Origin of the sequence: Bradyrhizobium sp. 27S5, assembly GCF_037217225.1 — a bacterium.
Lineage (GTDB): Bacteria > Pseudomonadota > Alphaproteobacteria > Rhizobiales > Xanthobacteraceae > Bradyrhizobium > Bradyrhizobium septentrionale.
Genome location: NZ_CP147714.1, coordinates 1,613,688 through 1,638,724 on the forward strand (window position 1 = coordinate 1,613,688; position 25,037 = coordinate 1,638,724).

General features: G+C 60.2%; 11 protein-coding genes, 10 pseudogenes and 1 other annotated feature. Of the genes and pseudogenes, 10 read left to right on the top strand and 11 right to left on the bottom strand.

The window, feature by feature from the left end; genetic code table 11:
* Positions 1–73: 73 nt before the first annotated feature.
* The 3 genes and pseudogenes from WDM24_RS07680 to WDM24_RS07690 all read left to right on the top strand — a co-directional run bounded on the left by WDM24_RS07680 (position 74) and on the right by WDM24_RS07690 (position 1,954).
* A pseudogene (locus tag WDM24_RS07680) lies at positions 74–811 on the top strand (reverse transcriptase domain-containing protein).
* A 240-nt stretch (positions 812–1,051) separates the two neighbouring features.
* On the top strand, positions 1,052–1,576 hold the full coding sequence (locus WDM24_RS07685; RefSeq protein ID WP_338696360.1) for a hypothetical protein: 525 nt from the start codon (positions 1,052–1,054) through the stop codon (positions 1,574–1,576).
* 81 nt (positions 1,577–1,657) lie between these two features.
* Positions 1,658–1,954, top strand: a complete 297-nt coding sequence (locus WDM24_RS07690) for a transposase DNA-binding-containing protein (protein WP_338830745.1) — start codon at positions 1,658–1,660, stop codon at positions 1,952–1,954.
* On the opposite strand, the pseudogene WDM24_RS44485 reads toward WDM24_RS07690, so the two are convergent.
* The 5 genes and pseudogenes from WDM24_RS44485 to WDM24_RS07710 all read right to left on the bottom strand — a co-directional run.
* Positions 1,947–2,033, bottom strand: a pseudogene (locus WDM24_RS44485) (transposase domain-containing protein); the annotation flags it as partial. The gene WDM24_RS07690 and the pseudogene WDM24_RS44485 sit on opposite strands and share 8 nt — an antisense overlap.
* Before the next feature lie 168 nt (positions 2,034–2,201).
* Positions 2,202–3,513: pseudogene (locus WDM24_RS07695) on the bottom strand (IS1380 family transposase).
* A 437-nt stretch (positions 3,514–3,950) separates the two neighbouring features.
* Positions 3,951–4,842, bottom strand: a pseudogene (locus WDM24_RS07700) (Ku protein).
* Positions 4,843–4,848: 6 nt separating this feature from the next.
* Positions 4,849–5,109, bottom strand: a complete 261-nt coding sequence (locus tag WDM24_RS07705; RefSeq protein ID WP_338696364.1) for a hypothetical protein — start codon at positions 5,107–5,109, stop codon at positions 4,849–4,851.
* A gap of 803 nt (positions 5,110–5,912) precedes the next feature.
* Positions 5,913–6,857: a hypothetical protein gene (locus WDM24_RS07710; protein ID WP_176396269.1), complete on the bottom strand. Its 945-nt coding sequence runs from the start codon at positions 6,855–6,857 to the stop codon at positions 5,913–5,915.
* Between the two features lie 720 nt (positions 6,858–7,577).
* Between WDM24_RS07710 and WDM24_RS07715 the strand changes: the two genes are divergently transcribed.
* On the top strand, positions 7,578–8,009 hold the full coding sequence (locus WDM24_RS07715) for a hypothetical protein (RefSeq protein ID WP_338701913.1): 432 nt from the start codon (positions 7,578–7,580) through the stop codon (positions 8,007–8,009).
* A 574-nt stretch (positions 8,010–8,583) separates the two neighbouring features.
* On the opposite strand, the gene WDM24_RS07720 is transcribed toward WDM24_RS07715, so the two are convergent.
* On the bottom strand, positions 8,584–9,120 hold the full coding sequence (locus WDM24_RS07720; RefSeq protein ID WP_166103967.1) for a GNAT family N-acetyltransferase: 537 nt from the start codon (positions 9,118–9,120) through the stop codon (positions 8,584–8,586).
* Between the two features lie 831 nt (positions 9,121–9,951).
* Here WDM24_RS07720 and WDM24_RS07725 point away from each other — a divergent pair.
* A complete protein-coding gene (locus WDM24_RS07725; RefSeq protein ID WP_166051656.1) occupies positions 9,952–10,098 on the top strand; it encodes a hypothetical protein in 147 nt (48 codons plus the stop codon).
* Between the two features lie 207 nt (positions 10,099–10,305).
* On the opposite strand, the pseudogene WDM24_RS07730 reads toward WDM24_RS07725, so the two are convergent.
* A pseudogene (locus WDM24_RS07730) lies at positions 10,306–11,433 on the bottom strand (IS3 family transposase).
* A gap of 339 nt (positions 11,434–11,772) precedes the next feature.
* Between WDM24_RS07730 and WDM24_RS07735 the strand changes: the two are divergent.
* Positions 11,773–12,060 carry a helix-turn-helix domain-containing protein gene (locus WDM24_RS07735; RefSeq protein WP_029084072.1) on the top strand — a complete coding sequence of 96 codons (288 nt, stop codon included), beginning with the start codon at positions 11,773–11,775 and terminating at the stop codon, positions 12,058–12,060.
* A complete protein-coding gene (locus WDM24_RS07740; protein WP_338696374.1) occupies positions 12,057–13,337 on the top strand; it encodes a type II toxin-antitoxin system HipA family toxin in 1,281 nt (426 codons plus the stop codon). Before WDM24_RS07735 ends, WDM24_RS07740 begins: the two co-directional genes overlap by 4 nt.
* Positions 13,338–13,456: 119 nt before the next feature.
* On the opposite strand, the pseudogene WDM24_RS07745 reads toward WDM24_RS07740, so the two are convergent.
* Together WDM24_RS07745 and WDM24_RS07750 are read right to left on the bottom strand one after the other, a co-directional pair.
* Positions 13,457–14,613: pseudogene (locus WDM24_RS07745) on the bottom strand (IS3 family transposase).
* A gap of 231 nt (positions 14,614–14,844) precedes the next feature.
* Positions 14,845–15,368, bottom strand: a pseudogene (locus WDM24_RS07750) (integrase core domain-containing protein); the annotation flags it as partial.
* A 435-nt stretch (positions 15,369–15,803) separates the two neighbouring features.
* Between WDM24_RS07750 and WDM24_RS07755 the strand changes: the two are divergent.
* Positions 15,804–20,297 carry a Ulp1 family isopeptidase gene (locus tag WDM24_RS07755; RefSeq protein ID WP_338823195.1) on the top strand — a complete coding sequence of 1,498 codons (4,494 nt, stop codon included), beginning with the start codon at positions 15,804–15,806 and terminating at the stop codon, positions 20,295–20,297.
* Positions 20,298–20,411: 114 nt separating this feature from the next.
* Here WDM24_RS07755 and WDM24_RS07760 read toward each other — a convergent pair.
* Positions 20,412–20,657, bottom strand: a pseudogene (locus WDM24_RS07760) (transposase domain-containing protein); the annotation flags it as partial.
* Positions 20,658–21,032: 375 nt separating this feature from the next.
* On the opposite strand from WDM24_RS07760, the pseudogene istA reads away from it, so the two are divergent.
* Positions 21,033–22,550: pseudogene (gene istA / locus WDM24_RS07765) on the top strand (IS21 family transposase).
* Positions 22,547–23,410: an IS21-like element helper ATPase IstB gene (gene istB, locus WDM24_RS07770; RefSeq protein WP_338696054.1), complete on the top strand. Its 864-nt coding sequence runs from the start codon at positions 22,547–22,549 to the stop codon at positions 23,408–23,410. Before istA ends, istB begins: the two are co-directional and overlap by 4 nt.
* A 148-nt stretch (positions 23,411–23,558) precedes the next feature.
* Here the strand turns inward: istB and WDM24_RS07775 are convergent.
* A pseudogene (locus WDM24_RS07775) lies at positions 23,559–24,790 on the bottom strand (IS3 family transposase); the annotation flags it as partial.
* Positions 24,388–24,505: a sequence feature (AL1L pseudoknot), on the bottom strand. Its footprint overlaps the pseudogene before it by 118 nt.
* Positions 24,791–25,037: the final 247 nt, after the last annotated feature.

A 25,037-nucleotide genomic window follows, 5' to 3' on the forward strand; every position in this document is an offset into this window, starting at 1 on the left:
CTGTCCCCCACTGGAGACCAATCCAATGGACCCGGTCGGGCCTCTCATGTTCCGATGATTACCTTCCAACTGGGTGCTCGATGCCGACATACGCAGCTTCTTCGACTCGGTCGACCACGAGTGGCTGTTGCGGATGGTGGCGCACAGGATCACCGATCCTCGCATCTTACGGCTCATCGAGCTGTGGCTGCGAACTGGCGTTCTTGAGAGCGGCGAGAAGCAAGATACAGACAGGGGTACGCCGCAAGGCGGCGAGCATTAGCCCGCTCCTTGCCAACATCTTCCTGCACTACATCCTCGATCTCTGGTCCACCAATGGCGTCGTCGCCATGCACGCGGTCGCGTCGTGACTGTGCGTTATGCGGACGACTTCGTCATGGGCTTCGAGAACAAGGCAGATGCGCAGGAAATGCTCTTTGCCCTCAAGACGCGGCTGACCGGCTTCGGCCTAACGCTCCATGAGGACAAGACGCGGCTGATCGAGTTTGGCCGGTTCGCGGCCCTCTCGCGTCAGCGGCGCGGCGAGCGGCGGCCAGAAACCTTCGCCTTCCTCGGCTTCACCCACTACTGCGGGCGGACCAGGGACGGCGGGTTTATCGTGAAGCACAAGACGGAAGGGAAACGCCTGACGCGCAAGCTGACGGCGTTGCGCCAGGAGGCCAGGCGGCTCATGCACGCGCCACTGCCTCGCAGCACGAGTGGTTCGCCGCTGTGCTGCGTGGACACTACGGCTACTACGGCAGGCCGCACAATTATCCAGCGCTCAACGGCTTCTACCGCGAAGTGCGTCGGACCTGGATGCGCTGTCTGAGACGGCGCAGCCAGAAAAGTCGGCGCATGGGCTGGTCCGAGTTCGAGACCCTGACGGCACGCTTCCGTCTGCCCGTTCCATGCATCACTCGCACGTGGGCACAGGCGCGGATATGACGCGGGTTACCCTCGGGAAGAGCCGGGTGCGGGAAAGCCGCCTGCCCGGATCTGTGAGGGCAAAGCCAAATGGCCGAGCTACTCGACCACGACGCCGCTCAACTTTGATTGGAGTATGTGGCCGATGCTGGAAGCATCGCCAGCGCACTCTGCCAGGGTTCACTCAGACACCTATGGCGGTCTTGAAGCAGCGGTTAATCCGAATTCGCCCGCATCATTTGAGTTGCGTGACAACGCTTGGAGCCCGCCGCCCGACTTTGCGCCGCCGTTTGCCGGGCCGGTACCGGGTCATCACCATGGCGCTCGACAGCTCGGCTCGCCGCAGCGGCTTTCTCCGATGCCAGCCTCCTCGGACGATGAAGCTTTGGCGTGGTTGAGCGAGGAGTTGTCGCGGCGGCAGATGCAAGCACCGGCGTCACCATCAACTGCGAGGGTTCAGTATCTCGCACTGGTGGATCCGAATCCGTCCGAGTTGCGCGACGATGCTCACTTTGAGCCAGCGCAGGCTGCCAGGGCTCGCTCAAGCACCTACGGCGGTCCTCCATTGGTTGATCTGACTGCGGCCACGGGGGCGCTCTATGGGGCTGACATTAAGGGATCAATCCGCAAAAGGCTGTTTGCGGTCCTGGAAAGGCGAATGTTGGATTGATCGAGAGAGTAGTGGATGCGAGTTTAGGGACGCGGGCTCGGCGACAGATTCCGCAAACAGCTCACGCAGATTGGAAGCGCCATGGGACAAAGCATCCAGCTCGTCTGCCAGGATTGGGCGAATACCAAGGCAGCCTACCGCTTCTTCTCCAATGACCGGGTCAGCGAAGCGGACATTCTGACCGGCCTTTTCCAATCGACACGTGATCGTGTCGTCGCCGCTGAAGGTTTGGTTCTTGTGCTGCACGGTACAACCGAGTTCAGCTATCAACGCGAGAAGTCAGAAGCGATCGGCATCACCAAGAGCATAAACAGTGGACGGGATAAGGCGGGAATTGCGTCAAATTCCGCTTACGAAGCTTCTCGCCGAGACCGTTGACGAGCTTCGCGAGGACGTCGGAGAGCCAGTGCTCGGCGCTGACGCTATTGAGCTTACAGGTCTCGATCAACCAAGCTAACCCGTCCTATTCGTGAGAGTGCGTTTTTTTTGGTCCGATTGATGTGGCCGCACATCTGCTCTGACGAGGCGCGCGGGATTGCCTTCGGCTTTTCACCGCCTGACGACCGGTACTTTGCAACGCGCTTGAGGGATGGGTTGGGCGAACGGGGGGTGGACGCCCCGCCGGTCAAGGACCGAGCGGCAGCAGCGCGCCTGGCAAGCCGCGGATCAGGTCGGCTTCGGGACATGCCGCGGCAAACGCAAGGCGAATGCGGCTCGTGGTCTCGACGACACGGGCAGCGAGTTTCAAGAGACGAAGACGCAGCGTCGCGAACTCGGCTGTGGCCAATTCCCGGGCTTTGGGAATCGCGTCGCGCACGGTCAGCATCAGCCAATAAGCGGCGGTGTGGAGAACGAGGCGGACTTGATTGGCGAGCGCCGAACGGCAGCTGGTGCGATCGGAGGCGAGCTGCGTCTTATGCAGCTTGATCAGATTCTCGGCTTGGCCGCGCGCGCAATACAGGCTGTCGTAGATCCACTCGGCCGAGCCGACATCGAGGCTGGTGACGACGAAACGGATGTCGAGGCCGAGCATCGTCGCCTCAGTACGGGCGACGGTACGTCGTTCGCGATCCCAGGACTTTGCCTTGTGGCGCGTCTCGGTATAGCCACGCAGAACCGGCAGGTCCTCGATGGCACGGCGCGTGCGGATGCCGTCGGCGGCCTCGTCGACTTTTCTGGCGAGCGGCTTGGTGCCGGACAGACCGAAGATGTAGTCGATGCCGTTGGTCTCGCACCACGCCATTGCCTCCGGCCGGGCATAGCGCCCGTCGCCACGGAACGTAATTCGCGTGTTGTGCCACCGCGTCCGGATATGCCGTATCAGGCGGCGCAGATGGGCACGCACCTCGACGCCGCCCGGCGTCTTGCCGGGCCGCAGCACGACCGCCACGGGCCGGCTCTTCTCCGTGTCGTAGACGTGGATCGGCAGGAAGCAGCGTTCGTCATAATGAGCGTTGAACAGCGAGAGCTGCTGATGGCCGTGGACGACATCGCAGGTATCATCGATGTCGAGCGTGACGGATGCCGGCTCGCGCGGGTAGCTATCCATCCATGCGTCGAAGGCGCGGAGCATTCTCCAGCCGCGACAGCGTCGGTTGGGAACACAGATCGCGACCCGTGTCCGGCAGCCGTCCGCAGGCCAGCTTGAATGCGGGATCGGACCGCAGATGATCGAGGTCGTCGGCGTCCTCGTAGCCGCAGCAGATCGCGAACATGCGCGCGCGGAACATATCGACAAGGCTGTGCACGACCCGCGTCGGATCGCGCCGATCCGGGAACACGCGGGCCAAATTGTCGGCCAAGCCGAGACGCCGCTCGGCCATCGCCAGAAGCATCACGCCCCCGTTCGAGGTCAGCCGACCGCCATCGAAGGCAGCTGTGACTTTCTTGGCGTGAACGGCTGGAAACGAGAAGGGCAGAATCGTATCATCGGTCATGGCGGGCGTGGTGTTCGCGGCTAAAGGTGATGGGGTTGGCTTTGCAACCGAATCCTACGCCGCATCAGCGCTTTACACCACGCTCGCCAGCCTCTCAGGCGCCAGGCGCCCTCTGACGAATAAGACGGGTTAGCTTCCTTGCCATGGTTGTCGGCACCCCCGCGGCTTTGTCCTAGCGCCGGCGCGCGACCCAGGTGCCGAGTAGGAACGCGACGAAGAGCGAGGACAACGGGGCTTTCGCCGCCACCTTGCGCAGCCGTTCGGCCCAGCGCAGTGCCGCCTCGTTCGGAGGCTGGCGCAGCGAGCTTCGGGTCCCGGCCGACTCCGTCTGGCCGCTCGGCGCGGTGCGCCGATAGCGTCCGGGTCGTCGACCAGGCCAGAGGCTTCGGTCATCGCGGAAGCTTCTTTCACATCCATGCGGCCCTCCTATTCCGACCTCAGGCTGACTTCCGCTGCGGCTTTGCCGCCGGCTCTTCGCCGCCGTCTCCTTCGGCTTCTTGCCCTCGATCGGCATCAGCATTTCCTTCTGCCCGCTCGACGCCTTCCGAGGTTTTTGGGCGGGCTTGGCCGCCTTCGCCGGCGCTGCTTCCCGGCCGACGCTCCGCCGCAGCGCCTCCATCAGATCGACAACGTTGGTCGCGGCGGGCCGCTCCTTCGGCGTGATTGGCTTGCCGGCTCGCTTCTGTTTGATGAGGTCGATCAGCGCGGTCTCATAGTGATCCTGGAACTTCTCCGGCTCGAAGCTTCCGGATTTCTGGTTCACGATGTGCTTGGCGAGATCGAGCATGTCCTTCGTCACTTTGACGTCCTGGACCTCGTCGAAATACCCTGTTCGCCGCGCACTTCGTAGGGGGAGCGGAGCAGCGTGCCGACGAGACCGCATGCCCAGCGGCTCCAGCGCGATGATGTACTCGCGGTTGGTCAGCACCACGCGACCGATCGCGACCTTGTCCATCTCGCGGATTGTCTCGCGGATCACGGCGAAGGCATCGTGGCCACGGATCAGGTAGCGCGGGTCGATGTCGGCCTTGTCGACGAATTCGTCGATCTCGATGGTCCGCGTGGACTCGAGAGCGATCTCCTCGAGCTCGTCTTTGGTGACCTCGATGAACTGGTCCATCTCGAGCCGGTAGCCTTTGACGATGTCCTCGTTGGGCACCTCGTCGCCGGTTCGGCATCCACCTTCAGGTACTTGATCCGGTGGCCAGTCTTCCGATGGAGTTGGTTAAACGAGATTTTCTCGCTCTCCGAAGTCACCGGATAGAGCGCGACCGGGCAGGTGACCCGGGATAGACGCAGAAAGCCTTTCCAGTTGGCACGGGGGGCAATCAAATCCTACGCGAGGCGCCCCGTGGCGCCTTTCATCCAAGCCTGAAGAATGCCTATCTGATCGGCCGGTGAGTACGTGAAGAAGACGTTCTTGAAGAGCTCCGTCAGTTGTGTGGATTCGGTTTGGAGGCACTCCTGCCAGTGCCAATAGGCATCGAAGTAATTTCTGGAAAGCTCCGTCTGCGCGGCGATAACCTGCTTCGAGAGGTCCTGAAATACGCCGACTGCTATGTCCGTGCCGTCGGTAATGCTGGTTTCGTTTATCATGATGATCTCCTTACGATCTCCATGCGAGGCTGTATGTGCTTGATCAGCCATTATCCTTTATGGAGGTGCTAGTGTCGTGGCTGGCGAACGAATAGCTTCAACTGTGTCGCGGCGTCCGCCAAGGAAGAGGGAGTCGGGCTATTTCTGACTCGAGCTCCCGCCCGCCATTTTGCGACTTCTAAGGACCTCCTGATATTGCGCGTCGCTGACGGTCTCCAAACGGTCCAATACGCGCTCAGCTTCGTCGCGCACGGCGGCGCCATTACGTCGCTTTATATCCTCTATGTTCATGGTCCTCTTCTGGAGGCGTTATATTGCCGGTCCGGTACTCGGCGTTCCCGCATGTTGCGTTCCTATCGACATCTGATACCGCTCTTCCAGCTCCGCCACCGCTGCGAAAAGGGCGTCGAGTTGTTGGCCTAAGCCATACTCCTCGAAGACTTTCTTTTGTGTTTCCGTAATTTTGAGCACTTTCGTTTCGATGTCCCGGGTAACGGTTCCGCTAAGTGGCGCAAAAAACGGAAACATTAGCACGAGTATCAATTCGGGTTCGACATCAGATATCCTCTCAACCTTCGAGGAGGGAGCGCTCTTTTTTGAGGTCGCGCGCGTGCTATCTACGTAGCCCAATCGGCCGCAAAAAGCCGTCACGCGGTTTCGAATTCAAGACATCGGAGGCTCCCGACCGCCGTGAAGCGGTCGTGATTTGCCGACCATACTCGCCCAGCAGCGGCTGGAAATGCTGTCCGCGAGTGAGTGCCCCGACGGGGCACTCATAAGCGCGGCAGGAGCTTTGGTTGGCCCTACGGGGCGAACGTCGCCGAGGTTCCCTGCTTATCGATGCAAGTTGTCCCTATCTTCGGGCCACCGATTGGACCAACCTGATATTCGCCAAGCACGTTGATTGCAGCAGCATGGCTTAGATTCTGCACCAGGATGGGAGGATTGAAATTGCCGTCAGCAACATAGCCGGTGGAGATAGTTGCAGTCCCAGCTTCGTTCAGCACCTCGGCATTTGTCGCGGTTGTACCTTCGACAAGCCTTCCGCGTCCATCAGCGGCGCGTACGACGGCAAAAGGCTTGATTGTCCACGTACCGTCAGCGTTGTATACGACGCTGAAGCTTGAATAGCCCGGCGTCGCATCGCAAACGGCGGCGGTGGCCGAAGATGCCGTGAAGTTCATCACCGTACCAGCGGTGTAATTGCCGGTCTGGACATAGAAGATGCGAATGGGCTGACAATCCAGATTGGTATTCGGCTGGGCTGTCACAAAATTGGATAATGTGACGCCACCGGTAAGAGTCTGCAGGGCCGATCCTGCATTGTAGTTCTCCAGGGTAGGGTTGTAGACCGGCGTTATAATCCGGAAAGAGCCGGCTTGCGGTCCGGACGTGGAAACCGGCGACGAGAGCCCGAGCGATGGAGTTACGGTCATCGTCGTCGTATTCTTGGTTGGTGTTCCGCCGGCCGCCGGCGTTACGTTGATCGCCTGCGTGGCCGAAAGTTGACCTGAGGGTTTACCGACCGTTGGGGGAGTCACCTGCTGTTGAACACCTGCGTAATCCTGCAGAATTAGTGAAAAGGTCAGGATCGCGCCGGATGTCGCATAGGGTAGGAGCGCTTGAGAATACAGACTATTCGTATACACCTCAGGCCCGCCCGTGTAGATAGCCGGCTGCTGGAAGAAGAAGAAGTTCTGAAGCGAGGGGCTGTTGTTTTGCACGTTGATTGTGATTGTCGTAGCCATGACGTTCCTCTCAATTCCGATGTGTTAAGTTTCTGAGACCGGCCATCAAGCATGTGAGCAGGGATCGTCCTCACACCCTGGCTCTGAGTTGGCTCATCTGAGCTTCAGCCCGCAATTGTGAGGCCGAAATGGTCGCACGAATCGGGTCCCAGCGCTTGATCAGCAAGCGGTGTGCCATTGCGGATACTGAGATGCTGTATTTGAAGAGAAGGGAAAGCATGTGCTTAGCCCTACGCTGCCGAAGCGCGTGCTCCGCCAAGTTGGACTTGTGCCATCAAGGTATTAAATCGGACAGGGTAGATTGCGACATGGTCCAAGCGCCAAGGGCGCGCGCCCATCGGAATTGGCGCGCGCATACCGGTCGAGAAGTCTAGCTGAGAAGGTCGTTGTGCCGATCAACTCGACGTGCTCGAGATCGAAGCAAATCCTAGGGCGCGACGGCCTTGCTAGTTCACTGCCAGAATCATTACTCAGGTTATGCGGCCGTTAATGTCGGTTCGGCTCATCAATTTCATGTCGTTAAAGAAGGGGGAGGTCTGTTGACCATCTGCCCCTTGGATAACAACGCCAAAACGGCCCACGCTCCTTACGACGCCAAGGCCCGCCTCGGCAGTCCCTAGCCCTCAAACATAGTCGCCCCGCTTCAATTGCCTTGCCTCGTCTACCGTCATAAGGCATTGACCGCAGAAGTATTGGGTAAAAAAGCACCGGCTAAAGCTGTTGGATGGGCGGACGTCCTCGCCCCGCATCGCCGATCTTCCCGCATCGCGTCTGCTCACGAACTATGCTGCCCTGGGAATGGAAGCTCCTGCGCAAAGCCGACAAACCCGCCGATCAGCAGGCGGCCTGACCTTCACGCAACAAGCCATCATAGAGCTCGACGCTCTCACGTGCATGTGCCAATCTGGCGGCCTTCGTCGTATGCGTACTCTTGATGTGAGCGGCGTAGAATTTCTCAATCATCATGGTCAAGCGCTGGCTGCCCGGACTGTGGGCTTTGAAGGCGCGCGCGATTGCATGTATGCGATCGATCGCAAGGCATTTGAATGGCAAATCACGGCGCTGCTGGACGGCGAAGAATACGATTTGCCCAAGCCGCGAAACGGACGTGCCATAACGGCTGTCGCCTATCCGGCATGTCCGCCTCACTAGGTCTATGGTTCGAATTACCGTTTTTCGCAGGATTGAAGGGCCCGGCTTTGGTCTAGGTCGAGACGGATGCGCGCCACAATCGGATACAGCGGTCCATCGACCCTTTCGCGTGCGCGCCGGGTCTTCTTTGCGTTCGCTCTCTCAAAGGCGCCGTCGGGCTCCTCCTGCCCCCGGCGGCTTGGCCGCCGACGCGGACACTGTTCCGCATCAACATCCCGAACTGCCGTCCGATCACCCGCATGTGCGTGGAGAAGCATCCGGACATGCGCACGCTTATCTGATCGATGACCTGCACCACCGATGGCCTTAGCCAGACCACAGATTAGCCTTGTACGCCAGAAGGCCAAGCGCGACCGTCATCATACGGAGCGGCCCTTTTCCAACTTAACCTCTGGTCCCAAAATCGGGGTCCATTTCAGATGCCCAATGCGGTACCTGCACCAGAGATTTAGTTGCGGCTGTTCTACGCCAGCGCTTGGCCGGCCTTCCAATCCATGACGCCCGGCACAAGCCTTAACTATAGATGAACTGGTTTCTCTCAGGGGGCCCGGCCGGCCCTGCCCCCTGAGGTATGCTAGCGCTCCATCTCGCCCATAAGGATTTCATCTGAAGCGTATCGTGGATTGGAAATGAGAGTCCGCATTTCCGCATTCTTGTCCTCGTCCGTAAACCGGAATCCCTTCTTGTAGAAAAATTCTGAAGCTCCCTCATCTTGAGAGAGAAGGGATAGCGTGGAAAGTCCCGCGGACTCCCTAATGTGATCGGCGACTTCGATCATAGCCGTCCCGACCCCCTTGTACCTCGACCGGCCAACATTCTCTATGGTAAGAATTCGCAAACTGTCGCGCACCGGCGCCACGGTCATAGTCCCCACCTTATTGTGTTGACTGGCATCAGAAAACAAAGAAAGATTTTGGACGTTGCCAAAATTGCTACTTGCTCTGTGTAGCCTGACTGACTCACCTGTCCTCTTCTCAACAGCAAAAGAGGTCGGCCCTTCAGCAGCTAAAGCGGCCGTAAAAGCAGTCATATCTGCGCCAGAAGTGCCCGCCAACGCATCGCGCTGCTGGTCCACACTTTGCCCGTAGGCATTGTTGTAATTGGTTCTCATCGCAACGAGTTGTTATGTAGACAAGCTGACAAAAAGCTGACAAAGCCGACATTTCTTGCCAATGCGCAGGCGTCGCCTGACACGCTCGCTTTGCGTCGTCCAAAGCAGTACTCAGCGCTCTAGGTGTGGACTCTAAGGATTCCCTTTTAGGCGCAAATCAGATTCAAGACTGCTTTTGGGTAGGCAGTCTTGGGTGTGCCGCCGCATTGCCTCATCATTCAGTGGGCGCGCTTGAAGACCCGATGGAATCCGACGAGATCAAAGGGTGGCTTTGCGGGCTTAAGCCATACAGGGATTTCTGTCGCCATCAAAAAGTACGGCCCCCCAGAGTGGGTAGGGTCCCGATCCACTGCTGATGCAGTACCGTCAGTCCTCGTTAGCCTTTTCGAGCTGACTCCGTGGGGCTTACCAGCGGGCAATGTGGGAAGGCCGAGCAAACTATGACAAGCGAAAGCGCGCCTTCAATGCCGATTGAAGCCGCGTGGGAGGCGGTGACACTCGGAGAGGCGGCCAACGTCGCGCTAGCCATCTGGGCCGCAATAGTCGCGGCCCACATCACCGCAGCGTCGGTGTATTTTTGGCGGGAGCAGCGCAGCCCAGCATGGTTGGCCGCTCTTGCGATTTTGGCATACTGGCCGATCTTGGTGCTGATCACATGTCTCGGCCTTGCTTTTAAACATCTAATCCGGCCTCTGATTGAGCAAGTCAAACGAAGAAGGCCCGGTACCAAAAGCCGCCCATTAGTAAGGGCGCCTCAATTGGCGGCCTCTTCGTCATCATCGATGTCGTCGCCGTATTCAAATGATGGCTGAGTTGGTTCAGTAATCGTGGATGCAATCGATCAAGCTTTGCTTTGAAGGCCGTTTCGATTCGGCGCGGGTCATGGACAAACAACCGATACCCATCGGTGAACAGATCATCACCATCGTCTTGCTGGTGATCTTCGCGCTCGTGATTTGGTACGGCACCATGATCTGAGACTTCTTTCTTTGGAGTGGGCCTTGTCTAGCCAGAGACGCCTTTGGCGAAATTGATCACAGAGCTGGTCTCGGTTGTTTGGACAGGGCCCCGCGAAAATTAAGTGGATTCCTGCCGGGTTATGCTGAACGCGGGGCTTTACGATTTTGCTGTGGCGTCGGGAGGGCGCAAGCCCGACCAGAGCCGCAGCAAAATCGTTGGCGACGATCATGCGGCCGTCACCATCGTTTGCGCGCCGAAGTAAGCCTCGTCGGGCGTGCGTTCGTCAAGGCTCGAGTGAGGACGTCCTCGATTGTAGAACGCCAGATATTTGGAAATCGATGCTCGCGCCTCGAGCACGCTGTCGTAAGCACGCAGATAGACTTCCTCGTATTTGACAGTGCGCCACAGCCGCTCGACGAACACGTTGTCGCGCCAGGCACCCTTGCCGTCCATGCTGATGGCGATGTTCGCGTCCAGCAGCACGCCGGTGAAGTCGAGGCTGGTGAACTGGCTACCCTGATCCGTGTTGAAGATCTCGGGCCTGCCGTGCTTCGCCAACGCCTCCTGGAGCGCTTCGACGCAGAATATCGTCTCCATCGTGATCGATACGCGATGGACCAATACCCTTCGGCTGAACACATCGACGACCGCCGCGAGGTAAACGAATCCACGTCGCATCGGAATGTAGCTGATGTCCATTGCCCAGACCTGGTTCGGCCGCTCGATCTTCAATCCGCGCAATAGGTACGGGTAGATCTTGTGGCCCGGTGCGGGCTTGCTCGTGTTCGGACGGCGATAGATCGCCTCGATCCCCATGCGCTTCATCAGCGTCGCGACGTGGCGGCCGCCAACCTGCATGCCCTCACGCTGCAACAGCGATCGCAGCATGCGCCCCCCTGCGAAGGGATAATCGAGGTGCAGCTCATCGAGCCGGCGCATCAAGACAAGTCCTCGGCCGAAACCGGCCGAGGTTCATAGTAAACCGTACTGCGGGCAAGGTTCAGGACCTTCGCCTGGCGCACGACAGACAGATCATGGTCGCGGTCGATCATCGCTTTGCGCTCAGCAGGCCCGCCTTGGTGAGCGCGCCGGACAAAAAATCGTTCTCCAACGCAAGCTCGCCGATCTTGGCATGTAACGCTTCAAATCGACCGGCGCCTCGGCCGGTCCGTTGTCCTGCCCAAACACTCCGGCGGCGCCTGCCAGGAGTTGGGACTTCCAGGTCGTGATCTGGTTCGGATGGACATCAAACAGTTGCGCCAGCTCGGCCAATGTCTTCTCCCCCTTCACGGCCGCCAAAGCCACCTTTGCCTTGAATGCCGGAGAATGCGTCCGGCGACTCCTCTTCGTCATCTTCGCTCCTGTTTCGCGGCAAGAATCCTCGCCGCTCTCAGGCAGAAAATCCACTCAAGCTACTGTCCGAATTTGCGGAGCCAGCTCTCTGCGTGTGTGTCGCTCTCGCAACGTCACACTTGTTCGCTTGAGTGCAACCAGCCTAAGGCAGGAGACCAGAAACGTCCCGATTACGTCCGTGGTGCTCTTAGCCGTCGCGGGTTTATGCAGCGCAGTTAGGAGACTTACGCATGTTAACGAGCGATGACATTTATGGAAGTCAGCGCTCGCTGACATTTTCAATTGTCGTCGAACGCGGACATATGGTAATGTAAGCGAACGACAACGTTTTGAATTGCCATGCTCATACGCACATCGGCCGATCTCGGGGCCATCATTCGGGATACCCGCAAACGGCACAAGCTTGATCAGTCCAGCCTCGCCAAGCGCATTGGCGTCAGCCGTCAGTGGGTCATCGAGGTCGAGCGCGGCCACGCGCGCGCCGAACTCGGCCTCGTACTCCGCGCTCTTGACGCTCTCGGCATCCATCTAGACGCAGGCAGCGAACAACCACATGGCCGCGGTTCAGAAAAGTCAGCCGTCGATATCAATGCAATCGTGTCAAAAGCCAAAAGAAGCAGACCATGACCAGCGAACTCGTCGCGCTCCTGGACGGCAGGGAAGTCGGCCGCGTGCACAACGACGCTCGTGGCCGCCTCACCTTCGTCTATGACAGCGATTGGCGTCAAACGAGGGGCGCGTACCCCATTTCGCTCTCCATGCCACTCGCGGCCGAGGAACACGGTCCCGCCGCTGTTCAGGCCTTTCTATGGGGCCTGCTCCCGGACAATGAGCGCGTTCTCGATCGTTGGGCGAAGAAGTTTCAGGTCTCGGCTCGCAACGTCTTTGCCCTGATTTCCCATGTCGGCGAAGATTGCGCCGGCGCCATTCAATTCGTCACGCGCGATCGTTTGGAGGAATTGCGAAGCGGTACGAATGACAAGGTTGAGTGGCTTGACGAAACCGCCGTCGCAAAACGTCTGCAAGCATTGAGAGAAGATCATGCCGCGTGGCGGTTGCCGCGTGACACGGGGCAATTCAGTCTTGCCGGCGCCCAGCCGAAAACCGCGCTGCTTCTGCAAAAGGGGCGATGGGGGATACCGTCTGGAGGCATTCCGACAACCCATATCCTTAAGCCGCCGACCGGCCATTTCGATGGCCATGCCGAGAACGAGCACATCTGCCTCAATCTCGCGCGCAATCTCGGCTTGCCAGTCGCCGGAACCAAAGTCGTGCGGTTTGAGAAAGAGATCGCCATTGTCGTCGAACGCTACGATCGGCAGTTCAGTGGCAATGACGTCATTCGCGTCCATCAAGAGGACGCGTGCCAGGCACGCGGCATCATGCCAACCAAGAAATATCAAAGCGAGGGCGGCCCGTCCGCTGCGGATATTATCGAACTTTTACGCACCTACTCCACCGACAGTGTTGATGATCTCGATACATTCATCGATGCCCTCGGCTTAAATTGGCTCATCGGAGGCACCGATGCACACGCTAAGAACTACTCACTACTCCTAGCCAGCGGCCCCACGGTGCGACTTGCGCCACTCTACGATGTTGCCAGCATCCTTCCCTACGACGATGTCGACTTGCAGAAGATGAAGCTCGCTATGAAGGTCGGCGGGGAATACAGGCTAGCCCAGATAGGTGCGCGCGAATGGCAGAAATTCGCCCGCGAGACCCGTTTCGATGCGGAAAAAGTGATTGCTGGATTGAACTCGCTGGCCGAACTGCTCCCCGACAACGTGAGCGACGTGTGCGCTGCCGCGCAAGCGGAAGGGCTAGATAACGTCATTATCGAGCGCCTTTCCGCCAAGTTGATCGAGCGAGCCAAAGAATGCCAACGCCTTCTGAAAAGGTGAAATGGACCCGCGGAGCGGGGCCGCTTGAGCCGGTTTGTTAGTTGGAAACTGACCGCTCCTGATTACTTCCTATCACGCTGCCAGAGACACTGTCTGCTGCTGTTGCTGTGGGCATGTGGTCAACGCGTCAGCGTTGTCCACCATTCCACAGCCTTCGCGGCCTGCATCCGTTCGCGCCAGACCGCCATCGGCGTGCGATAGCTGAGCGCCTGACGAAGGCGACGATCGTTATAGAAGGCGATCCAGCTCGCGATCCCTGCCTTGGCCTCGCGGCCGTCGGCATAGCCCTTGAGATAGATGTCCTCATGCTTGAGCGACCGCCACAGCCGCTCGATGAAGACGTTGTCCGCGGCCATCCATGGAGATCTTGATCCCTGCGCCCGCCAACGCGCCGGTGAAGGCCGCGCTGGTGAACTGGCTGCCTTGGTCGGTATTGAAAATCTCCGGCCTGCCGTACTTCGCCAGCGCCTCTTCCAGAGCCGCCACGCAGAACGAGACGTCGATCGTGTTCGATAATCGCCACGCCAGAACCGCTCGGCTCGCCCAGTCGATGATGGCGACGAGATAAAGAAAAGCCACGGCCGATGGGCAGATACGTGATGTCGGCGGCCCACACCTGGTTCGGCCGGTCGATCGTCATGTTGCGCAGCAGATAAGGATAGATCTTGTGGCCCGGCGCCGGCTTCGTCGTGTTCGGCTTCGGTCCCAGCGCCGCGATGCCCATCTTGCGCATCAACCGCTGCACGCGCTTGCGATTGACCTGAAGCCCCTCAGCCTTCAGCATTGCGGTCATTCGCCGCGAGCCCAGGAACGGCCAGGCGATGAACAGCTCGTCGATCCGCCGCATCAGGGCAAGGTCGTTGTCGTTGGCCGGCCGGGGCGGCCGGTAGACCCCGGAGCGCGCGATGCCAAGCAACAGGCATTGCCGACGGGATCGACAGCGCCTTGTCGGCGCGATCGAGCATTCCTCGACGGTCCGGCGTGCTCATCTTCCGGACCTCCGCGCTAAAAAATCGCGCTCGACCGTCAGTTGTCCAATCTTGGCGTGCAGCTTCTCGATCTCGCGTTCGCGCGTTTCCTCGCTCTCGCGCCCGACACCCGCATCAAAGGCCCGCGCCGCCTGGTCCAGCAGTTGCTTCTTCCAGGCACAGATCTGGTTCGGGTGAACCTCATAGCGCTGGGCCAGATCGGCCGCCGTCGCCTGCTCCCGCACGGCTTCCAGCGCAATCTTTGCCTTCAGTGCCGCGTCGATCTTGCGTCTCGTCTTCGTCGTCATCATGCCCTCCGTCTATCAAACGGAGCGGCCCTTTTCCAACTAACCTCTGGTCCCAAAATCGGGGTCCATTTCACTCGCGCCCCGTTCGCCCAACCCATCCCTCAAGCGCGTTGCAAAGTACCGGTCGTCAGGCGGTGAAAAGCCGAAGGCACCCGCGCGCCTCGTCAGAGCAGATGTGCGGCCCATCAATCGGACTAAAAAAAACGCACTCTCACGAATAGGGCGGGTTAGTCCCGGCATTTGCTGGAGCGGGTTGAGTGTGAATCGTTCTGGCTGGCAAGTCCAGCATTTGCAGATGTGTTCGTAGGGCGTGAGGCCGTTCAGGGTCTTCAAGCGCCGAGCGTAGTTGTAGGCGGTGATGAAAAGGTGAGCTTCGAGCTGATCGTGTCGATCATAGTGGTAGCGTTGGACGGTCGCTTCCTTGATCGTGCGGTTCATGCGCTCGACCTGGCCATTGGTCCAGGGATGCTTGATCTTGGTCAGCCGATGTTCGATCCCGTTTTCTTGGCATCGCATATCGAACATATGCGTCTCGTATCTTGCCGTCGGGCCGTCCGCATAGCGGGGCGGGAAGGTGAACTGGATCCCATTGTAAGTGAGCACTGTTTGGATCTTGTAGAAATAAGCGATCGGATAAGCCTTGAACTTTTTCTTCGAAGGCTTGCCGCCTTCAACCTCCGGCAATCGGCTGATGCCGTGGCGCTGGAGGCAGCGATGCAGGATGACCGCGTCAGATGCGGGATGGTCAGCTGCAAATTCCGTTTGCTATCCTACCCCAGCTCGTTGAGCCGGAGTATCGCCGAAACCTCGTCCAGCTCCAGCGTGACCTCCCTCCGGGGATCTTCGAACCGCAGAGGACCTGAACTGATTCGCTGCATAAACCCCGTTCTGACCGTGTCGCGAGGGGATCAATCCCTCGTCTCGTCAGGGAGCAATTTTCCACGTCGCCCGACAGCGCTCGTCAGGTACTCGACAGCTTCCTCTCATAGCAAAAATTGTGGGGAAGAACATCCGAGTGTCCGACTGCCTGCGGCGCGGACGGTTCGGACCCACGCTGGTTTGTTGCTGGATCCAACGTTGAGAGCACATTCTGTGCTGTGGATTTGGTCGCCGCGCTGCCGTCTCGATTGCCCCGCGCATGAGATCCAAACCGAGCTCTGATGCGCCTATATCTTCGAAAGTGAGAACGGATGGATTTCACCTCAACTAGCCGACTGCAGCAACAATCGAACAGCGCCGCCCAGCAAGAGACTGCACCGGTGTCCCCGTCGACAGACGCGGCGGCCTTTGAGCGGCAGCTAAGCGAGATCACCCGTCCGGGTGATCGTGTGCTGATGCAGACCCCCCCCCATCAAGTCGCCGCATCGCCATCGGAGGCGCAGCCCATCATGCAGGCGAGCGGGCGCGAATGCCCTCCAGCGTCGCAGGGTAAAGGCGGCGGGCCGATGCCAGGCGCCTCGGCGCTGCAGCCTGGCCAGTCAACAGAGGTTTACATAGGTATCAGCAGGCGTCCTCTTTATTCCCAAGATGCTGACCTTATTTTGGGGCTTGAGGAGGCCCTCATCAAAGGGGGGGCTGCCGAGCGCACGGCCAAGAACAATGTGAGCAATCTTCTCACTCTCGACCGCTGGCTCTTTGAAAACAAAAAGCAGGCCATTGCTGCTCGGCTTAACGACGAGTCGCTGACCAATGATGTCCAGGAGTTCATAAGAAAGGGCGGTACCAAGAAGGTCCGTACAGCACTAGATCATCTCCGGACCTCGCAGTCGACGGGCGGAATCGTGCCGATCGCAGGCCTCACTGAGTTGAATCCTTATCCCAAGGACGCGGCTCTCATCAAAGAGTGCAAAAACGAAACACCAACACATATCGTCCAGAACTATGCAACTGCTCTTCGCAGTTTCAGTGACTACCTGCGTGAAAATGACAAGAAGGGCATTGCTGCTCGGCTTTCCGACAAGTCGTTGGATAAAGATGTCGACGGCTATAAGAAAACGCCCGGTCGAGACCCGAAGATCGGGGCCGCTCTAACTTATCTCCGAGGCTCGCGAGCGGGCGCCCGAGCGATGGAACTCGAGCGCGTTATCTCACCCGTTCCTGATTCTGAAGACGCGGTCCTCATGGAGCCGACGCGAGTTAGGGACGCCGCCGCGCCGCGCAGCGCGTGGGAGAGATCTGGCAGCTGGCCAGAGGTCCTCCCCGTGGAAGGTCACGATCAAGATTTGCCTTTGGGGATGATGGACGAAACCCGCCCGTCGTCGCCTCCCGGACCAACCGCGCAAGTCGGTGCATCGCCATCGGAGGCGCAGCCCATTATGCAGGCGAGCGGGCACGAATACCCTCCAGCGTTGCGGGGTGGAGACGGCGGGCCGATGCCAGGCACCTCGGCGCTGCAGCCGGGCAAGTCACCTGGGGTTTTGGTAGGTCGCAGCAAGCGCCCTCTTTATCTCGAAGATAAGCCCCTTATTTTGGGGCTTAGCAAGGCACTCACCGGGGTCGCCGAGCGCACCGCCCAGGACAATGTAGGTCATCTTCTCAGATTGGGCCGCTGGCTCTTTGAAAACAAAAAGCAGGCCATTGCTGCTCGGCTTAACGACGAGTCGCTGACCAACGACGTTCGGGAGTCGATAGGAAAGGGTGATCTCAAGAGAGTCCGTAAGGCACTAGATCATCTCCGGACCTCGCTGTCGACGGGCGGAATCGTCCCGATCGGAGGCCGCGCTAAGCTGAATCCGCACCCCGGGGACGAGGCCCTCATCAAAGAGTACAAAAACGAAGCAACGACAGGTACCGGCATTACCTATACGGTTGCTCTTGGCAGTTTCAGTGACTACCTGCGCGAAAACAACAAGCCGGGCATTGCTGGTCGGCTTCCCGGCACGTCGTTGGATGGAGATGTCGAGGACTATAAGAAGGACGCCGGTGGTTACCGCAACATCAGTGCCGCACTGGCCCATCTCCGAAAATCGTCGGCCGGCGCTAAGGCGATGGAGCTCGATCGCCATATTTCCCATCCTGATCCCGAAGACGCGGCCCTGATGGAGCCGAGGCGGGTCGGCGACGCCGCTGCGGAGCACAGCGCGTCGCAGGAAGCTGGCAGTTGGCCAGAGGAGCTTCCTGCGGAAGCCCACGATCAGGATTTGCTTTGGGGGCTGATGGACGAACCCGGCCCGTCGTCCTCGGCGCTGCAGCCGGCTCGATCAACTGGGGTTCGCAGGAAGCAGCCTCTTTATTCCGAGGACGCTCGCCTTATTTCGGAGCTTGAGAAGGCCCTCATCAAGGGCGGGGCTACCGAAATCACCGCCAAGGCCAATGTGTGGCCCCTTCGCAGCTTTGGCCGCTGGCTTGTCGCAAATAAAAAAAAGTCCATTGCTGCTCGGCTCGACGACAAGTCGCTGACCGATGATGCTGAGTTCTTTGGAAAGGGTAATCCCACGAGACTCCTTACGGCAATTGGTCATCTCCGGACCTCGCAGTCGACGGGCGGAATCGTGCCGATCGGAGGCCGCGCTAAGCCGAATCCTCCCCCCCAGGACGCGGCTCTCATCAAAGAGTACAAAAACAAAGCTGCGACAGGTACCGTACGTACCTATGCAGTTGTTCTTAACAGTTTCAGTGACTACCTGCGTGAAAACAACAAGAAGGGCATTGCTGCTCGGCTTTCCGGCAAGGCGTTGGATGGAGATGTCGAGGATTATAAGGACGCTGGTGGTAATCGGAAGATCGGTGCCGCACTGGCCCATCTCCGAAAATCGCCGGCCGGTAAGGCGATGGAGCTCGATCGCCATATTTCCCCCATTCCTGATCCCGAAGACGCGGCTCTGATGGAGTCGAGGCGGGTCGGCGACGCCGCTGCGCGGCACAGCGCGTCGCAGCAAGCTTTCAGCAGGCGAGAGGAGCTTCCTGTAGAAGGCTACGATCAGGATTTGGTTTTGGGGCTGATGGACGAACCCGGCCCGTCGTCATCTCTTGAGCCAGCCGCGTGCCATGACCAGGCACCGGATCCCGGAGAGTCCGACCGCCAGCAGTTCCCGGACGAGCCGATCGGTGCACTTGCCAAGAGCAACCTCCTGCCAAGCGAGGAGGTCCTCATCAACGATGAGCATGACACAGCTGAATTGAGGCCAGCGAAGAGGCCGAGGACCCTAGACAATCTGCACGGCGTTGCCAGCGAGCGGCAACTGAGCGAGATCGTCGCTTCAGGCGGTCGCCTGCTGACGTCGGCCCCCACCCATCAACCGGGTGCATCGCCATGGCAGGCGCGGCCGACGATGCAGGGGAGTGGGTACCAAGATGCCACGGCGCCGCATGCGGTCGCGACGAACGTCGCCGACGCCCCTGCGCAGCACAGCGCGCCGCAGCGAGCTGTCAGTCGGCCATTGGTCCTCCCGGAAGGTTATGATCAGGATCTGCGTTTGATGGTGGAAGACGGCCCACCGTGGCCCGGGGTTCCCCCGGAGCAGGCGCAGGACATAGTCCAAGCTGGACAGCAGAAACCTGCCTGGTCCGCCTCAACCTGGTCGCCGCAGATGCCGCTCAACTTTGATTGGGGTATGTGGCCGGTCCTGGAAGCATCGCCAGCGCACTCTGCCAGGGTTCACTCAGACACCTATGGCGGTCTTGAAGCAGCGGTTAATCCGAATTCGCCCGCATCATTTGAGTTGCGTGACAACGCTTGGAGCCCGCCGCCCGACTTTGCGCCGCCGTTTGCCGGGCCGGTACCGGGTCATCACCATGGCGCTCGACAGCTCGGCTCGCCGCAGCGGCTTTCTCCGATGCCAGCCTCCTCGGACGATGAAGCTTTGGCGTGGTTGAGCGAGGAGTTGTCGCGGCGGCAGATGCAAGCACCGGCGTCACCATCAACTGCCAGGGTTCAGCATCTCGCACTGGTGAATCCGAATCCGTCCGAGTTGCGCGACGATGCTCACTTTGCGCCAGCGCCGGCTGCCAGGGCTCGCTCAAGCACCTACGGCGGTCCTCCATTGGTTGATCTGACTGCGGCCACGCCGTCTGAATCACGCGACGATGTTAATTCTGTGCCGGCGTTTCCGAGCACCTCCTACGATGCTCAGATCGGGGCTTTAGGTCCGACAGCTTCGTCTCACGGCCGCGGGCTGGTGCTCGAGGACACGGAATGGCTGGGCGACGAGCATGTCCTGAGAGATTACCAGCTCCTGGCGCAAGAGTTGGGGGGGGACAATCCGAATCTCGCCGCCCGGACGCGGTTCGTGGATCCTCTCATAACCCTTGTTAGCCTGCGCTTGGGCACCGAGAGCGAAATGCTACGCGCATTCCAGCGCATCGTCCATGATCAGAATGGTGACGACACAGCCGACTTCCTGTTCCTGCCAGTGAACAATGCCCGTGCTACGAATCTCCCCGGCACCCATTGGTCGTTGCTGTTTGTTGATCGCCGCGACCGCGAAAGGCCGGTTGCCTATCGCTACGACTCCATGGGGGAATACAACAACACGCCCGCAGCAGAGCTCGCAGCAAGGCTGGGCGCCCGCCTGGAGTCACGCGGCATGACCCAGCAGCTGAACACTTATGATTGCGGCGTCTTCGTGGTGGACGGCACGCGGGCGCTGGTTAGGCAATTGGAGCAAGGACGAGCACCACACCTGCTGAACCTCAGCAGCCTCGTTGCCAATCGGCAGGCGCTGCAGAACCGACTCAGGGGCTGATGTCGTACGCATACGACGAAGACCGCCTGATTGAAGCGTGCGCGCGGGCACGACGAACTCTATGATGGTTTGCGTGAAGGTCAGGCGGCTTGCTGACCGGCGGGCTCGGCGCAGGAGCTTCCATTCCCAGGGCTGCAGTTCGTGCAGATGCGATGCGGGAAGATCGGCGATACGGGCGAGGACGTCGGCGAGTCAGGCCTTGGGATCGACTTTGTTGAGGCGACAGGTCGCGATCATCGTCAGCATGATGGCGGCACGGTCGGCGCCACGCTGGCTGCCGGCGAAGGTCCAGTTGCGCCTTCCCAAGGCGATGCCTCTCAATGCGCGCTCAGCACAATTGTTGGTCAAGCAGATCCTGCCTGTCATTCGGCCCAAACAGGGCTCTGCGTCGAGGGTAGAGGGTACCGCCGCGCTACCGGACAGGGCTGGTATCGGTAGGGTCACGAGATCGGGACGAAGCGCGAAATTGGTTTGCATTTGCACGCCGCCAAGCCGCACCGATCGCGTCCAAGACAAGCCGCCCGAGATCGTATCGCCCCAAGATTGCGCGGCGGCGATCAGGGTGAGACTCCAGCGACAATCAAGGTGAGACTGCGTCGATGGGGACGGACCGAAGGGAGGGCGCAGCCCGACCGGAGGACCGTCCTCATCGGCGTCGCGTTTTTGGACCCGTCTGGCGGCCGGGTGCGGCTGGTGCAAGCTGTTGATTCGTCTCGACAAGAGGGAATCGATGCCTTGCCTGGCCTCCACATCACCGACCACCAGATGAGGCTGTACATGACCTACCGACTGACGCTGTCCCCCGAGGCCGCCGCGGCCAAGGCGGGGTTCTCGAAGGCAAGCGCGGATCGAATCGAGGGCGATTGTCGCCCGCCATCGCAGAAGAAGACGCCGAGGGGCCGGCGCCGGTCCGATCCGCTCGGGCAGTATTGGGACGCCGAGATCGTTCCGATCCTGAAGGCTGCGCCCGGCATCCGCGTGATCGGCGGCTGGACGAGCTGCGCCGACGGCATCATGACTTGAACCCGAACATCCGCCGCACGCTGGAGCGGCGCATCAACGCCTGGCGGGCGCTCAACGGTCCCGAACAGGACGTGATCTTCCGCCAGCAGCACGAGCCCGGCCGCCTGGTCTGTCCGACTTCACCGACGTGAGCGCGCTCGGTATTACCATCGCGGGTGAGCCGCTCGATCACCGGCTCTATCACTTCCGGTTGGCGTTCTCCGGCTTCGAGCATGCCCATGTCGTGCTCGGCGGCGAAAGCTTCGTCGCCCTGGCGGTGGGCTTGCAGAACGCGCTGTGGGCGCTTGGCGGCGTGCCGCGGGAGCATCGCAGCGACAGCCTGTCGGCAGCATTCCGCAATCTGGCCGCCGACGCACTGGAGGATCTGACGCAGCGCTACGCCGGGCTGATGGGCCACTATGGCATGGCGCCAACGCGCAACAATGCGGGCATCGTACATGAGAACGGCTCGATCGAGAGCGCGCACGGCCATCTCAAGCGGGCACTGGAAGATGCGCTGTTGCTGCGGGGGACGCGCGACTTCGCCAGTCTCGATGCGTACCGGGCTTTTGTCGACGAGATTGTCGGCCGGCGCAACGCCAACCTCGCCAAGCCGATCGCGCTCGAGAAGGAGGCCTTGGCGCCGCTGCCAAAAGGCCGCACGACCGACTTCGAGGAGAAAGTGATCCCGGTGACGTCGTCAGGCGGCTTCATCCTGCGGCGCGTGTTCTACACCGTGCCTTCAAGATTGATCGGCCATCGCCTGCGTGTGCGCATCTTCGACGACCGGCTCGAATGCTTCCTTGGCGTCACGCCGGTCGTGACGCTGCGGCGCGGTCGGCCTATGTCCGAGAGCCAGGGCGGTCATGTTGTGGATTACCGGCACGTCATCCATGCCCTGCGGCGCAAGCCGATGGCGCTCCTCAATCTCGTTTATCGCGACCAACTCTTCCCGCGTGCAGCTTACAAACGTCTGTTCGAGACCTTGCGGGAGCATGGTGATGACCGGCGCGCCTGCAAGGTGACGGTCGAGCTTCTGGCGCTGGCTCACGAGCGCGCCTGCGAAGCAGAACTCGCCGAGGTGATCGCGATGGATCTGGACGCGATCTTGCCGCGCTGCGCGGCCGCTTCCGACCCGAGGCGGCCTCGATCCCGCGTGTCGCCGTCCAGCTGGTGCCGCTCGACGTCTACGATGAACTCGCCTCCGTCAGCGTCATGTCGGGCCGCTCGAACCTGGGAGAGGCAGCATGACCGGTATCGCTACCTCCGTCGATGCCGCCCGTGTCGAGCTGCTTCTCAATGAGCTCCGCCTGCCGGGCGTCAAGGCGATCTGGCCGAAGCTCGCCGCACAGTCGGACAAGGAAGGGCGGCCTGCCGCCCGCTTCCTCGCCGCCCTTGCCGAGCACGAGGCGGCTGATCGCACCCGCCGTCGGATCGAGCGACACATGGTGGAAGCGCGTTTGCCCGCCGGCAAGACGCTCGCCACCTTCGACTTCGAAAGCGTGCCGATGCTATCAAAGGCACAGGCGATGGCGCTCGCCGCTGGCGACGCCTGGTTGAAGGCCGGCGCCAATTTGCTCTTGTTCGGTCCACCGGGCGGCGGCAAGACCCATCTCGGCACGGCGATCGGCCTGGCTCTCGTCGAGAACGGTTGGCGCGTTCTCTTCGCGCGCACCACCGATCTGGTGCAACGGCTGCAGGTCGCGCGGCGCGAGCTGGCGCTGGAGTCCGCGATCGCCAAACTCGATCGCTATGACCTCCTGATCCTCGACGACATCACATATGTGAGCAAGGATCAGCCGGAAACCAGTGTGCTGTTCGAGTTGATCGCCGCCCGCTACGAACGACGCTCGCTGCTGATCACGGCCAATCAGCCATTTGGCGAATGGGGGCGTATCTTTCCGGACCAGGCAATGACGTTGGCTGCCATCGATCGTTTGGTCCACCACGCCACGATCCTCGAGATGAACGTCGAAAGTTACCGTCGAAAAGTTGCCCTCGATCGCAGACGCGGTCCAGGCCGGCCGCCTGTTCACACTACCCCCAACGAACTCGACGGCGGCCAGCGTCAATTATCTCCTGACTCGGCCGCCTCGTCTCATCTTGATTGACGCGCCGCTCTCATCCGGATTGTCGCGTTATAAACGATAGGCGCTCGGTATCCGAATACGCCCACGTGGAGGCGAGGCGCGTCAGACCGCCAAACTCCTGTGATACAAAACCGCCCCGGGTTTGCCGGAGGCCATTTAGTTTAAGTTCTGCCGCCATGGCGGATTGTTCCAGCATGGCGTAGTAGCGTTTTCTCGGCTTCGGCCGGCGGTATGTTGCCGATGGGCTCGAGGAGCCGTCGGTTGTTGAACCAATCCACCCATTCCAGGTCGCATGTCGCAATCTCGACGGCCTCGAAGCTGCGCCATGGGCCGCGCGGGATCACCTCGGCCTTGTAGAGACCGTTGATGGTTTCGGTGAGAGCATTGTCATAGGAATCTCCGAGGCTGCCGACAGAAGGCCCCACACCAGCTTCAGCCAAGCGCTCGATGTACTTAATGGATACGTATTGGCTGCCTCTGTCGCTGTGGTGCACGAGCCCGCCACGATGGACCGGCCGTCGATCTTGCAGTGCCTGCTCCAGCGCATCGAGCACGAAGCTGCATGCGCCGCGCGCGAGGCTCGCCAGCCCACAATCCTGCGGGCATAGGCGTCGATGACAAAGGCGACGTAGACAAAACCCGTCCAGGTCGCGACATAGGTGAAGTCGGAGAGCCAGAGAACGTTCGGCCTTGGCGCCTTGAACGGGCGATTGACGTGATCCAGCAGGCGTGGCGCATCTTGTCGCTGATCGTGGTCTTGATGGGTTTGCCGTGGATCACCCTTGCAAACCCATGTTCCGCATAAGTCGCGACACCGTGCAACGGGCAACATCGAAGCCTTCGCGCTTGAGCTGGCGCCAGACCTTGCGCACGCCGTAGAGGGAAAAGTTTTGATCGAAGGCGCGCCGAACCTCGATCTTCAGTGCGGCGTCCGGCTTGGCGCACGTCGACAGCCTGGCGGGATCGCGCCGTTTGGCCCCGTGGGCGTGGTAGGTCGAGGGGGCGATCAGGCAACACCTGACAGATCGGCTCGACCCCATGCGCCCCACGATGATCGTCAATGAAGGCGATCATGGCTTGGACCGGCGGTCGAGCTCCGCCATCGCAAAATAAGCGCTCGCCTTGCGCAGGATCTCGTTGGCCTGTCGAAGCTCACGGTTCTCCCGTTCCAGGGCCTTCAGCTTCTCGGCCATCTCCGTCGGAACGCCGGTCCGCTGCCCGCTGTCGATCTCGACCTTCTTGACCCAGTCATGTAGCGTCTGCGGTGTGCAGCCAATCTTGGCGGCAATCGATCTCACCGCCGCCCACCGCGAAGGGTGCTCGCTTGGCGTGATCCGGAACCATCCGAACCGCACGGGCCCGAACCTCGGGTGAAAACTTGTTCGTCGTCTTGCTCGTCATGGCTCCATCCTCTCGGGAGTTGGAGCCTCCGGCAAACCCGGGGCGGTTCAGACTGCAACAAAAGTGAGTCAGAGCCAATTTTTACGTCGCCCGACAGCGCTCGTCAGGTACTCGACAGCTTCCTCTCATAGCAAAATTGTGGGGAAGAACATCCGAGTGTCCGACTGCCTGCGGCGCGGACGGTTCGGACCCACGGTGGTTTGTTGCTGGATCCAACGTTGAGAGCTCATTCTGTGCCGCGGATTTG